The organism is Curtobacterium sp. MCPF17_047, assembly GCF_003234045.1.
Lineage (GTDB): Bacteria > Actinomycetota > Actinomycetes > Actinomycetales > Microbacteriaceae > Curtobacterium.
Window position 1 is genome coordinate 163,563 of record NZ_QKSF01000003.1, and the last position, 12,152, is coordinate 175,714.

At 72.4% G+C, this 12,152-nt stretch carries 14 protein-coding genes and 1 pseudogene; all 15 read left to right on the forward strand.

Features of this window, described 5'->3' with window-relative positions; all coding sequences use genetic code 11:
- Nucleotides 1-17 precede the first annotated feature (17 nt).
- Nucleotides 18-474: pseudogene (locus DEJ33_RS17740) on the forward strand (flagellin); the annotation flags it as partial.
- Nucleotides 450-1,211 (forward strand): flagellin, encoded by a 762-nt coding sequence (locus DEJ33_RS17745; RefSeq protein WP_375334697.1) that lies wholly within the window; start codon nucleotides 450-452, stop codon nucleotides 1,209-1,211. The pseudogene DEJ33_RS17740 and the gene DEJ33_RS17745, both read left to right, overlap by 25 nt.
- Nucleotides 1,212-1,333: 122 nt before the next feature.
- Nucleotides 1,334-2,734 (forward strand): flagellar filament capping protein FliD, encoded by a 1,401-nt coding sequence (fliD, locus tag DEJ33_RS04785; protein ID WP_111194378.1) that lies wholly within the window; start codon nucleotides 1,334-1,336, stop codon nucleotides 2,732-2,734.
- Nucleotides 2,735-2,751: 17 nt separating this feature from the next.
- On the forward strand, nucleotides 2,752-3,234 hold the full coding sequence (gene fliS, locus DEJ33_RS04790; protein WP_111194379.1) for a flagellar export chaperone FliS: 483 nt from the start codon (nucleotides 2,752-2,754) through the stop codon (nucleotides 3,232-3,234).
- The gene (locus tag DEJ33_RS04795; RefSeq protein WP_111194380.1) at nucleotides 3,224-3,535 is read left to right on the forward strand and encodes a hypothetical protein; all 312 of its coding nucleotides are present in this window, start codon (nucleotides 3,224-3,226) and stop codon (nucleotides 3,533-3,535) included. Before fliS ends, DEJ33_RS04795 begins: the two co-directional genes overlap by 11 nt.
- 157 nt (nucleotides 3,536-3,692) lie before the next feature.
- On the forward strand, nucleotides 3,693-4,037 hold the full coding sequence (locus tag DEJ33_RS04800) for a flagellar basal body protein (protein ID WP_110902396.1): 345 nt from the start codon (nucleotides 3,693-3,695) through the stop codon (nucleotides 4,035-4,037).
- On the forward strand, nucleotides 4,034-4,429 hold the full coding sequence (locus tag DEJ33_RS04805) for a flagellar basal body rod protein FlgC (protein WP_258368647.1): 396 nt from the start codon (nucleotides 4,034-4,036) through the stop codon (nucleotides 4,427-4,429). The genes DEJ33_RS04800 and DEJ33_RS04805 overlap by 4 nt, the downstream gene beginning before the upstream one ends.
- The gene (fliE, locus tag DEJ33_RS04810; RefSeq protein WP_181421458.1) at nucleotides 4,429-4,761 is read left to right on the forward strand and encodes a flagellar hook-basal body complex protein FliE; all 333 of its coding nucleotides are present in this window, start codon (nucleotides 4,429-4,431) and stop codon (nucleotides 4,759-4,761) included. Before DEJ33_RS04805 ends, fliE begins: the two co-directional genes overlap by 1 nt.
- Nucleotides 4,761-6,437, forward strand: coding sequence for a flagellar basal-body MS-ring/collar protein FliF (gene fliF / locus DEJ33_RS04815; protein ID WP_111194381.1), 1,677 nt, complete (start codon nucleotides 4,761-4,763; stop codon nucleotides 6,435-6,437). The genes fliE and fliF overlap by 1 nt, the downstream gene beginning before the upstream one ends.
- On the forward strand, nucleotides 6,434-7,471 hold the full coding sequence (gene fliG, locus DEJ33_RS04820; RefSeq protein ID WP_111194382.1) for a flagellar motor switch protein FliG: 1,038 nt from the start codon (nucleotides 6,434-6,436) through the stop codon (nucleotides 7,469-7,471). The genes fliF and fliG overlap by 4 nt, the downstream gene beginning before the upstream one ends.
- On the forward strand, nucleotides 7,464-8,087 hold the full coding sequence (locus DEJ33_RS04825) for a hypothetical protein (RefSeq protein WP_111194383.1): 624 nt from the start codon (nucleotides 7,464-7,466) through the stop codon (nucleotides 8,085-8,087). Before fliG ends, DEJ33_RS04825 begins: the two co-directional genes overlap by 8 nt.
- Nucleotides 8,084-9,442: a FliI/YscN family ATPase gene (locus tag DEJ33_RS04830; RefSeq protein ID WP_258378092.1), complete on the forward strand. Its 1,359-nt coding sequence runs from the start codon at nucleotides 8,084-8,086 to the stop codon at nucleotides 9,440-9,442. The genes DEJ33_RS04825 and DEJ33_RS04830 overlap by 4 nt, the downstream gene beginning before the upstream one ends.
- A complete protein-coding gene (locus DEJ33_RS04835; protein ID WP_110902392.1) occupies nucleotides 9,442-9,867 on the forward strand; it encodes a flagellar FliJ family protein in 426 nt (141 codons plus the stop codon). The genes DEJ33_RS04830 and DEJ33_RS04835 overlap by 1 nt, the downstream gene beginning before the upstream one ends.
- Complete coding sequence (locus DEJ33_RS17675; protein ID WP_111194384.1) at nucleotides 9,864-10,622, forward strand: C40 family peptidase; 759 nt, start codon at nucleotides 9,864-9,866, stop codon at nucleotides 10,620-10,622. Before DEJ33_RS04835 ends, DEJ33_RS17675 begins: the two co-directional genes overlap by 4 nt.
- The gene (locus DEJ33_RS04845; RefSeq protein WP_181437251.1) at nucleotides 10,619-12,148 is read left to right on the forward strand and encodes a flagellar hook-length control protein FliK; all 1,530 of its coding nucleotides are present in this window, start codon (nucleotides 10,619-10,621) and stop codon (nucleotides 12,146-12,148) included. Before DEJ33_RS17675 ends, DEJ33_RS04845 begins: the two co-directional genes overlap by 4 nt.
- The last annotated feature ends 4 nt before the right edge of the window (nucleotides 12,149-12,152 follow it).

Here is a 12,152-nt window from a genome sequence, read left to right on the forward strand (position 1 = left end):
TCACGGAGGAACACATCATGGGTATGTCCATCAACACCAACCTCTCGGCACTCAACACGTACCGGAACCTCAACGCGACGCAGAACGACCTGTCGAAGTCCCTCGAGAAGCTCTCGAGCGGCCTCCGCATCAACCGTGCTGCCGACGACGCTGCCGGTCTGTCGATCTCCGAGGGACTGAAGTCCCAGGTCGGTGGCCTCACGGTCGCCGCCCGCAACGCGCAGGACGGCATCTCCGTCGTGCAGACCGCTGAAGGTGGCCTCACCGAGACCCACTCGATCCTCCAGCGCATGCGCGACCTGGCCGTCCAGGCCGGCAACGACTCGAACAACGACACGTCGCGTGCGGCGATCAAGACCGAGTCGGACCAGCTCCAGAAGGAGCTCGGCCGCATCGCGACGTCGACGAACTTCAACGGGATCAACCTGCTCGACGGGTCCCAGACCAACATGAAGTTCCAGGTCGGCGCGAACGGTGACGAGAACAGCCAGATCACGGTCGACCTGTCGGGCGCCAACGTCAAGTCGATCTCGAACGCACTCTCCGGAGGCGACCTCGACCTGACCGGCACCACCTTCGCCATCGACGACGTCGCGGACCTGACCACCGGTTCCGTGTCGTTCACCTCGACGAAGGACGGCGTCAGCACCACCGTCAAGACCGGCACGCTCAAGGACACCGCTGACGGCTCCGCCGCCAAGTTCCAGAGCGTCGACGAGTACGCGTCGGCCCTCCGTTCGGACGCCGACTTCTCGTCGCACTTCTCCGTGGCGGTCAAGAAGGACGACAACGGTGCCGGTGTCGGCATCGTGGTCACGGCACTCGACGGTGGCACCCTCGCCACCGCTGACAACGCCACCGCTGGCGACGGCCTCGGCGCCGGCGCTGCTGGCACGGCCGTGACCGGCGGGGTCAAGTTCGACACCGCGGCGAACGCCCAGGCCTCGATCAAGCTGATCGACGCGCAGATCGCTCAGGTCTCGTCGGCTCGCTCCAACCTCGGTGCGATCCAGAACCGCTTCGACCACGCCATCAACGTGACGAACGTGGCCAAGGAGAACCTCACCGCGGCGAAGTCCCGCATCACCGACGTCGACATGGCGGAGGAGATGGTCAAGTACACGCGCGACAACATCCTCAGCCAGGCCGGCACGTCGATGCTCGCGCAGGCGAACCAGAGCACGCAGGGCGTCCTGTCGCTGCTCCGCTAGTCGCACCGGTCGCCACCGCCGAGGAGCCGTTCGGGTGCTCCTCGGTGGTGGCCTCCACCCCTGCGGACTGACCTCGGCCGGTCCGCCTCCACTCCGAGCCGCCGACCACCGGGGAGCCAGCGATGTCCACCACGTCCGCGACGAGCACCTCGCTCGCGATCGACGGCCTGGTCTCCGGACTCAAGACCACCGACCTCATCAACTCGCTGATGAGCATCGAGCAGGTCCCGCAGACCCTGCTCAAGTCCAAGGTCACCACGACCAACTCGTTCATCTCGTCGCTGCAGACGATCAACGGACTCGTGCAGTCCCTGGCGACGAAGGCCTCGGCGGCCGCGAAGGCCGGTTCGCTCGACACCTTCACGGCCACGTCGAGCGCCACGAACGCCAGCGTGTCGACGGGCGCGAGCGCCACCGCGGGCTCGGTGTCCTTCACGGTCGGTCAGACCGCCGCCGCGCAGGTCGGTGTCACCGCCGCGATGTCGTCCTGGGGGGACACCGCGTCGCCGCTGACCTTCACGAAGCCGGACGGCACCAGCACGACGGTCACCCCGGCCTCGGGCTCACTCGATGACACCGTGACCGCGATCAACGGCTCCGCCGCCGGGGTCACCGCGACGAAGGTCGCTGCGGGGACCGACGCCAGCGGCACCAAGCTCTACCGGCTGCAGTTGACGAGCACCGCCACAGGTGCCGCGAACGGGTTCACCCTGCACCGGGGGACCGCGGCGGACGTGACCGCGGGGACCGCGACCGACGTGCTGGCCGAGCCCGGCGCGGCCGTCGTCACCCGGGCCGCCGACGCGTCGGTGACCCTGTGGGCCGGGACCGCGGCCGCGCAGACCGTCACCAGTGCGACGAACGCGTTCAGCGACCTGCTGCCCGGCGTCAACGTCACCGTCTCGAAGGCGTCGACGGACCCCACGACGATCACGGTCGGCCGGGACAGCACGAAGGCGCAGGGCGTGGCCTCGGGGCTCGTCGATGCGCTCAACGCCGTCACGTCGTACTACGCGTCGAACACCGGCGTCACGAGCACCACGAGTCCGACGAGCGGGACGACGAGCACCACGGCGGGGGTCCTGCTCGGCGACGCCACGACGCGCTCGGCCGTCCAGCGGCTGACCAGCGCGATGTCGACCCCGGTCAACGGGAAGTCGCCGTCGTCGATCGGCATCGTGATCTCGAAGGACGGCGACTTCGACTTCGACGCCGCCGCGTTCCAGAAGGCCCTCGCCGCCGACCCCGCCGGCACGCAGGCGGTGCTGTCCGGCGTGGCGAAGGCCGTCTCGGACGCCGCCACGGCCGCCAGCGACAAGTACACCGGTTCCATCACGACCGCGATCACGGGCAAGCAGTCCGTGGTCAAGGACCTCAACACGCAGATCGACTCCTGGACCGACCGACTGACCCTGCGCCGCGCGACCCTGCAGACGCAGTACGCCGCGCTCGAGACCAGCCTCAGCAAGCTGCAGTCGCAGTCGAGCTGGCTGGCCGGTCAGCTGTCGACGCTGTCCAGCTGAGCCGCAGGAGAACCGTCATGAACGCCTTCGACCTCAGCGGCGCCGCCGCCTTCCGGCAGGCCGCGCAGCCCCGGTCCGTCACCGACCAGCGCCGCGCCCAGTACACGAACGAGGCCGTGCTGTCGGCGACGCCCGCGCAGCTCGTCACGATGCTGTACGACCGCCTGCTGCTCGACCTACACCGCGCCGAGACCGCCCAGGTCGCCGCGGACTGGGACGCCGCCCGCGAGCAGCTCCTGCACGCGCAGGCCATCGTCGGGGAGCTGTCCTCGACGCTGAAGATCGACGTGTGGGACGGCGGCGAAGGACTGCTCGCCGTGTACAACTACGCGTCGACGTCGCTCATCACCGCGAACGTCCACCGTGACGTCCAGGCCACCCGGGACTGCATCCGGATCCTCGACCCGCTCCGTCAGGCGTGGCACGACGCCGCCGCCTCGTTGCCGGCGGCCCAGGTCGCCCCGCAGCACACCGCGGGCGGGGCGCTCGGTGTCGCCTGACAAGGACACCCACGACCGCTGGGAAGCGGCCCTCGCCGACCTCGAGGCAACCCTCGAGCGCGACGCGGCCGACGTGACCGCCGCGGCCGGTGACGGCACCCCCTGGTCCGAGCCGACCGGGCTGGGACCGATCCCACGCGACCTGGTGGGTCGTGCCTCCCGGCTGCTCGCCGCGCAGCGGGACCGGATGACGGTGGTCGAGGACGCCCGCCGCGTGACGCTCGAGCACCTCGGCGCGCTCCGCGCGGTCGACGCCACGCGCACGCCGCAGGCCTCCGTCTACCTCGACGCGAGCGCCTGACGCCACACCGGCCCCCGTTCGGGGCGACGGCTTACACGGCTCAGCGGAGCCGCCGATAGGCCTCTCTGAGCACGGATCGCTCGACCACCCGGCCACGGATCGGCCACCACCGCCACGGCGACGTCACCCCGACGACGCCCGACGAGGGGACCCATCCGTGTTCGACTCCGTGACGTCTGCCGCGCTGCAGAGCGCACTCGACGGCCTGTCGATGCGTCAGCGCGTGATCGCCGACAACATCGCGAACATCAACACCACGGACTTCCGGGCCGGCAAGGTCCAGTTCGAGGACGCGCTCGCGAAGTCGATCGTCGACGGGAACGGCCGCACCACGCCGACCGTCGCGCGGAGCCTGGAGCCGACGAACACGAACGGCAACAACGTCAACCTCGACGAGGAGACGCTGTCGAACGTCGACACGGTGCTGCGGTACCAGTTCGCGACGCAGGCGATGAACTCCGAGCTCACCAGCGTCCGTGCGGCGATGCGGACCAACTCGTGACGACCTTCGACGCGATCGGGATCGCGAGCACCGGCATGACCGTGCACCGCAAGTGGCTCGACGCGATCTCCGACAACATCGCCAACGTCAACACCGTCCGGTCCATGGACGACTCCGCGTTCCAGGCCCGCTACGTCGAGGTCCAGGAGGGCAACGGCGTCTCCGGCGCCTACGTCAAGGGCGCCGCGTTCGGCAGCGCCGCCGGCCGGGTCACCTACGACCCGGACAACCCGCTCGCGAACCCCGAGGGCTACGTCCGCATGCCGGACATCGACCTCGGTACGCAGATGGCGGACCTCATCATGGCCCAGCGCGGCTACCAGGCGAACGCCGCCGTGGTCGACCGTGCCAAGACCGCCTACGAGGCGGCACTGCAGATCGGGAAGAACTGATGCCCATCGACGCCGTGAACGGTGTGACCACCAACGCGATGACGAACGCCGTGACCAACGTCACCGGCACCAGCAGCGACCTCGGTTCGTCCGCGGTCACCGGGACCGGGGGCGACGGGTTCGCCGCCAGTCTCGGCAACGCCGTCGACGGGCTGCAGCAGCTGCAGAGCGACTCGAAGACGCTGGCCCTGAAGGCCGTCACCGGCAACCTCGACGACATCCACGACGCCACCATCGCGTCCACCCGTGCGCAGGTCACACTCGAGCTCGTCGCCGCGGTCCGCAACAAGGGCGTCGACGCGTTCAACGAGATCATGCGGATGCAGGCCTGATGCCCGCCGGCATGCAGAACGTGCTCGGCCGCCTCGGCGCGTACGTCAAGGGGTTCACCGCCGCACAGCGGACCATCGCGGTCATCGGCATCGCGGCACTCGTGCTCGGCGGCATCGCGCTCGCGTCCTGGCTCGGCAAGCCGTCGTACGCGCCGCTGTTCACCGGCCTGGCCGCTGCCGACGCGAGTTCGGTCACCGACCAGCTCACCACCGACGGCGTGCCCTTCCAGCTCACCGACGGCGGCGCGACGATCCTGGTCCCGCAGGCGAAGGTCTACACGGAGCGACTCAAGGCCGCCTCGAACGGGTTGCCGTCGTCGAACGAGGGCGGCTACTCGCTGCTCGACACCATGGGCGTGACGAGCTCCGAGTTCCAGCAGGACGTCACCTACAAGCGCGCGATCGAGGGCGAGCTCGCCAAGACGATCTCCGCGCTGGACGGCGTGCAGACCGCGAGCGTGCAGCTGGCGATCCCGAAGAAGTCGGTGTTCGTGTCCGAGGAGAAGGACCCCACCGCGTCGGTCTTCATCGCCACGAAGAACGGCTCCCAGCTCGGCACCGACCAGGTCCAGGCCATCGTGCACCTGACGAGCGCCGCCGTCGAGGGCATGCAGCCGACCGACGTGTCCGTGGTCGACCAGAAGGGCCAGACCCTGTCGGCGGTCGGCACCGGCGCGACCGGCTCCGGCACCGACCAGGCCGCCGACTACGACGCCGCGACGAGCAAGAAGGTGCAGGACCTGCTCGACACCACGCTCGGTGCCGGCAACGCCAGCGTCGTCGTCGCCGCGACCATGAGCGACAACTCCGGCACCCGCACGACCGAGTCCTACACGACGCCGACGACCGGCCCGGTGGCGCTCAACGAGTCGTCCACGAAGGAGCAGTACGGCGCCGGGGCCACCGGTGCCGGCGCCGGCGCGACGGGCGTCCTCGGTCCGGACAACATCGCCGTCCCGAACGGCACCGCCAGCTCGGGCACCGGGAACGGCGACGGCGGGTACGAGAACCAGTCCGCGACGAAGAACAACGCCGTCGACAAGACCACCGAGACGACGCAGATCCCGGCCGGTGCGATGGACCGCCAGACGATCTCGGTCGCGCTCAACTCCAAGGCGAAGTCCGTGCAGGGCGTCAACCTGCAGAGCATCAACGACCTGGTGGCGAACGCCGCCGGCGTCGACACGACCCGCGGCGACCAGGTCAAGGTCGCGATGATGGACTTCGACACCAGTGCCGCCGACGACGCCGCGAAGGCGCTCGAAGCGCAGCAGCAGGCGGACCAGCAGGAGGCGCTCTGGTCGGCGATCCGCACCGCCGGGATCGTCGTCGGGATCGTCCTGGCCCTCGTCGCCCTGATGGTGGTCCTGGCACGTCGCAGCCGCCGCCAGCAGCGCGAACAGGTCGACATCGGTGAGCTCGACGCCTTCGGTGAGGCGTTCCCGCTGCCGCTCGCCGTCGAACCGGCCGACGTCCGCACCGGTCTCGAGGCCGGGGACGCCCCGACCGTGGCGCTGCAGGCCCTGCCGCACGACGACGCCCCGACCGAGGTCCTCACCACGGACGAGATCACCGCGGAACGCCGCCGCCAGGACATCGCGGCCCTCGCCGAGCGCGACCCGAAGCGCACTGCCGAGCTCCTCCGCGGCCTGCTCGACGACCGGGCGTCGGTGTGAGCGCCGTCGTCCCCGCACCCGGCACCGACCGACCGCTGACCGGGGCGCAGAAGGTCGCGCTCATCCTCATGCAGATGGACACCGAGCGGGCCGCCGAGGTCATGAAGCAGTTCACCGAGCTGGAGGCCGAGGAGATCTCGCAGGAGATCGTCCGGATGCGCCGCGTCGACGACGAGGTCGTCGACCGCACCCTCGGCGAGTTCCACCGCCTCACCCGCACCGGCCGCACGAACCGTCGCGGCGGCAAGGAGACCGCGTTGGGCCTGCTCGAGGCGTCCTTCGGCGCCGAGCGCGCCGCCGGTGTGATGGACCGGCTGGCGTCGAACCTGGCCGGTCAGTCGTTCGAGTTCCTCGACGACGCCGAGCCCGGCCAGGTCATCGCCCTGCTCGAGGGCGAGCTGCCCCAGACCATCGCCCTCGTGCTCGCGCACCTGAAGCCCGCCCAGGCGAGCGCCGTCCTCGCCGGGTTCGACGAGCGCGTCCGCACCGACGTCGCGCAGGCGTTCGCCACGATGGGCACCGCCACGCCCGAGTCCGTCGGCATCGTCGCCGGGGTCCTGCGCTCGCGCGCCGGAGCCGTCGTCTCGCCGCGCGAGAGCGTCGAGGTCGTCGGCGGCATCGCGCCGCTGGTCGAGATCATCAACCGGTCGGACGTCGCCACCGAGAAGGCCGTGCTCGACGGTCTGGAGGCCCGTGACCCGGAACTCGCCGAGGACATCCGTTCCCGGATGCTCACCTTCGAGGACATCGTGAAGCTCGAGTCGCGCGACATCCAGCAGGTGCTCCGCGGCATCGACTCGAAGATCCTGGCCACCGCCATGAAGGGTGCGTCCACGCCGGTCGTCGAGACGATCCGCGCGAACGTCTCCGAGCGCAACCGCGAACTGCTCGACGACGAACTGCAGTCGATGGGCCCCGTCCGGGTGTCGCAGGTCGAGGAGGCCCGCGCCGAGGTCGTCCGCTCCGTCCGCGAGCTCGAGGCCCAGGGCGTCATCACGGTCCACCGCGCCGAGGAGGACGAGCTCGTTGACTGACGCCTTCGCCCCGGTCGCGTTCCCGGTGATCACCGACGCCGCCCTGGCCCGTCGCGCCGCGAGCGCGGACGTCCGCGGCCACGCTGCCGGGTACGCCGCCGGGCTCCGTGCCGCCCAGGTCGAGACCGATGCAGCCCGCGCCCGGATGGACGCCGAGCACGCCGCGCGACTGTCCGACCTCGAGGCGTTCGTCGTCGACCGGCTCGCGGTCCTCGACCGTGCCGCCGCGGCGCTCCAGGCCCGGGTCGCGCCGGTCCTCGCCGACGCCGAGCAGTCGGTCGCCAGCGCGGCCGTCGACCTGGCCGAGGCCGTCGTCGGGTACGCGGTGCGGGCCTCCCGGGCTGACGACGTGGACGGGGTGTCCGGACGTCCGGCCGCCGCCGAGGACACGCTCCGACGCGCCCTGGCCGCTGCGAGCGCGCCCGTGGTGACGGCGGTCCGGCTCAGCCCGGCGGACGCGGCGGCCGTCGCGGACCTGACGATGCCGGTCCCCGTGGTGGCGGATGCGTCCCTCCGGGACGGCGACGCCGTGGTCGACCTGCCCGACGGACTGCTCGACGCACGCATCGACGCTGCCCTCGACCGTGCTCGCGCTGCCCTCGGGGGCGTCCGGTGAGCGCTTCCGGCGTCCTCGAGCACGGGCTGCTCCGCCCGCGGGGTCTCGACGACGCGATCCGTGCTGCGCAGCCGCAGCGGGTCGGCACCGTGACGAGCGCCGTCGGCCTCGGCCTGACGATCGCCGGGCTCGACGCCCACGTCGGTGAGGTCATCACGGTCGGTGCCGAGGGTGCGGCCCAGACCGCGGTCGAGGTCGTCGCCACGGACTCGTCCGGGGTGCGCTGCATGCCCCTCGGCCGCCTGAACGGGATCACCGCCGGCACCCCTGCCCGCTCGACCGGCCGGCCCGTGCTCGTGCCGACCGGCCTCGGGCTGTTCGGCCGGGTCATCGACGGTCTCGGTCGTCCGATCGACGACCGCGGTCCGCTCGCGGCGGACGCCTGGGTCCCGCTCGACCACGACACCCCGAACGCCATGGCGCGCACCCGCATCGACACCCCGATGCAGCTCGGCGTCCGTGTGCTCGACACGCTGACCACCGTCGGCCGGGGCCAGCGCATGGGCCTCTTCGCGGGCTCCGGTGTCGGCAAGTCCTCGCTGCTGTCGATGATCGCCCGGGGGAGCGACGCTGCCGTGAACGTGATCGCCCTGGTCGGCGAACGCGGCCGCGAGGTCCGGGAGTTCCTGGAGGACGACCTGGGGCCTGCGGGGCTCGCCCGTTCGATCGTCGTCGTGTCGACGTCCGACGAACCCGCCCTGATGCGCCTGCGTGCCGCGTTCGTCGCGACCCGCATCGCGGAGTCCTTCCGCGACGCCGGCCAGGACGTCGTGCTGATGATGGACTCGCTGACCCGCGTCGCGATGGCGCAGCGGGAGATCGGCCTGTCCGTCGGCGAACCGCCGGCCACCCGGGGCTACCCGCCGTCGACGTTCTCGGTGCTCGCCGGCCTGCTCGAGCGTGCCGGCACCGACCGGGTCGGCAGCGTCACCGGGATCTACACCGTCCTGGTCGACGGGGACGACCACAACGAGCCGATCGCCGACGCCGCACGCAGCATCCTCGACGGCCACGTGGTCCTCGACCGGAAGCTCGCCGTCACCGGGCACTTCCCCTCCGTCGATGCACTCGGGTCGATCTCGCGCGTCGCCTCGAAGGTGACGACGCCCGAGCAGCGCGCCACCGCGACCGCGCTCCGGAAGGTCATGGCCGCACGGCGTTCCGCGCAGGACCTGCTCGACGTCGGTGCCTACCAGCGCGGCACGAACCCGCTGGTCGACGCCGCCGTGGACCACCAGGACGCCATCGACGCGTTCCTCCGCCAGGGCATGGCCGAGCAGGTCACCGCCGCCGGGTCGTGGGAGCGCCTCGCCGGTCTCGTCCGCACCCTCGGCAGCGGCGGGGGGCTCGTCTGATGGCCCGCCGCTTTCCGCTCGCCGGGCTCCTGCGTCTGCGGCACGCCGAACAGGACCGTGCCGCCGCGACCCTCGCGGACGCGAACGGCCGGGTCCGCGAGGCTGCCGACGCCCGGATGGCTGCCCGCCGCACCCTCGACGACGAACCGTCGACGGTCACCGACGCGGCGACGCTCAGCGCCGTCGCCTCGGCCCGTGCCGCGACCCGCGGGATGCTCGAGGAGCTCGACGCCGTCGTCCGGTCCCGCCGTGCCGACGTCGACCGTGCACAGCAGACCTACAACGCCGCACGCCGTTCGGCACTCGGGCTGGAGAAGCTCGAGGGGCAGCACACCACGCGGGTCGCGGCCGAGGACCTGCGCACCGAACAGAACGCACTCGACGAGATCGCGGCGCGTCGCCGCACCGAGGGGGGACACCGATGAGCATCGACGCCGTGCTCTCGCGGATCAGCGAGATCCGCAGCCAGATCCAGACGCTGCAGGGCGGCGCAACTGCGCCGTCCACCGCCGGGTCGGCCGCCGCTTCCTCCGCCGCTGCGTCCACCTTCGCCGACGCGCTGGCCACCGAGACCGGCGCCGGCGCGCGGTCCGGCACGACCACCGGTGCAGCCGCCACGACCGCGGCCGCCGCAGCCACCGCCGCACCCGCCACGTCCGTCGATGCCGGCCGCGGCACCCTGGCGACCGGCAGCGGTGCGACCGGCGGCGCCGTCGTCGCCGCGGCGGAGAAGTACCTCGGCGTCCCGTACGTGTTCGGCGGCGAGACGCGCGCCGGCATGGACTGCTCCGGTCTGGTGCAGACCGTCTTCAAGGACCTCGGCGTCACCATGCCGCGGGTCGTCCCGGACCAGGCGGACATGGGCGTCGCGGTGCCGTCCCTGGCGCAGGCGCAGCCGGGCGACCTCATCATCCCCAAGGGCGAGCAGCACATCGTCATCTACGTCGGCGACGGCAAGGTGCTGCACGCCCCGCGCCCGGGCAAGGACGTCCGGATCGTCGACAACTGGTACAAGGACTCCGACATCGCCACCATCCGCCGCATCGTGCCGTCCGGCCAGGAGGCTGCAGCCACCTCCGCCGCGCAGGTCGCCCGGACCGCCGGTGCGAGCAGCGCCACGAACGCCACCGACATGCAGATGGCCGCGCTGCAGTCGCTCTTCGCCGGGAGCGCCGCGTGAGCGCGCTCGTGACGGGTGCACCGCTGACGCCGGTGCCGGCCGTCGTCCGGCCGCGTGCGGCGGAGTCCCGTCCGGGCGCTGACTTCGGGGCCGCTCTGTCCGCCGTCTCCGGTGCGGGGGAGCGCGACCGCGGGCGGCAGGACCCGGCCGGGGAGCCGAGCACGAACGCCCCGACGTCGTTGTCAACGACGTCGTCGTCGGCCACGCCCGCGACCCTCACCACGCCGGTCACCGCGACGCCCGAGACCGGGCCCGTGACGCCGACGACCGGCACCGCTGCCCTGCCGATCGACGCCGCGCGGACCGGCTCCGACTCGACCGGGCAGCCCGCTGCGGGCACCCTCGCCATGGCCGTTCCGGTCGTCGCCGCCGCCGTGCTCGTCCGCGCCAGTGCGGCCAGCGCCGGTGTGGCCGGCGCCGGTGTGGCCGGGACCGACGTCGCCGGTGCCGTCGCCGACACCTCCGCGATGCCCGACACCTCCGGCGACGACGACGGCGGACCAACGACGGCGGACTCCACCGATGCCACCGGCAACGCGCCGACCGTCGCGCCGGTCCCCGGACCCGTCCTGCCGTCGGCTGCGTCGATCGTCGCCGCACCGGCGGGCGCGGCTCCTCAGATCCCGACAGCGGTGCCGTCGTCGTCCTCGTCCGCGTCCTCGTCGGCGAACGACACCTCGGCCACCGCCGCGGTCGGGGCGCCGGCAGTCGCAGCGCCGGCGCACTCCCTCGCGCCGAGCACCACCGCGGCGCCGCCCACCGCCGCCCTGTCCTCCGTCTCCACCCCGGCGCCCGCCGCGATGGCTTCACCCACGGCCGCTCCGTACCCGGTCGCCCCGACCACGGGCGCGGCTGCTCCGACCGCGACCGCGACCGCCGCTGCTGCCGGCAACCCGGCCACGGCAGCTGGCAATCCGGCCACCGCGGCCGCCGCGGACCAGGGCGGGGCGAGCCTCCCGGCCGGCCCCGGCACGGTCGACGTACCCGCCGTGCTGGCCGTCCCCTCGACCGCGGCGCCCGCGACCGTCGGGACCACCGCAGCGTCGGTCGCCCCGGCCACCGCCGCTGCCGCGCCGCAGCCGCTGGCGCAGCAGTTGGCGCGTCCACTGTTCACGCTCGCGCAGGCCGGACCCGGTGAGCACGTCCTGACCGTGCAGCTCACGCCGGAGGCCCTCGGCCCCGTCACCATCCGAGCCCACGTCACCGGACACGGCATGCACGTCGAGTTGTTCGCGGCCTCGGACGCGGGGCGCGACGCGGTGCGGCAGATCCTGCCGGACCTCCGTCGTGACTCCGGTGGTGGCACCACGCTCGACCTGTCGGCGCAGAACCACCCGGCGGACGCCGGTGCCGACGGTCGCGACCGCTCGGCCGCCGACACCGCCGGGCGTGACGGCGCCGGACGCGACGGCGCCGGCCGTGACACCGCTCGTCCCACCGGGCGGGAGGCCCGCACCGGCCCCGCCACGGCCCTCCCGTCCGCCCCGACCACCGTCCGCACCGCGGGACTCGACGTCCTCGCCTGACCGG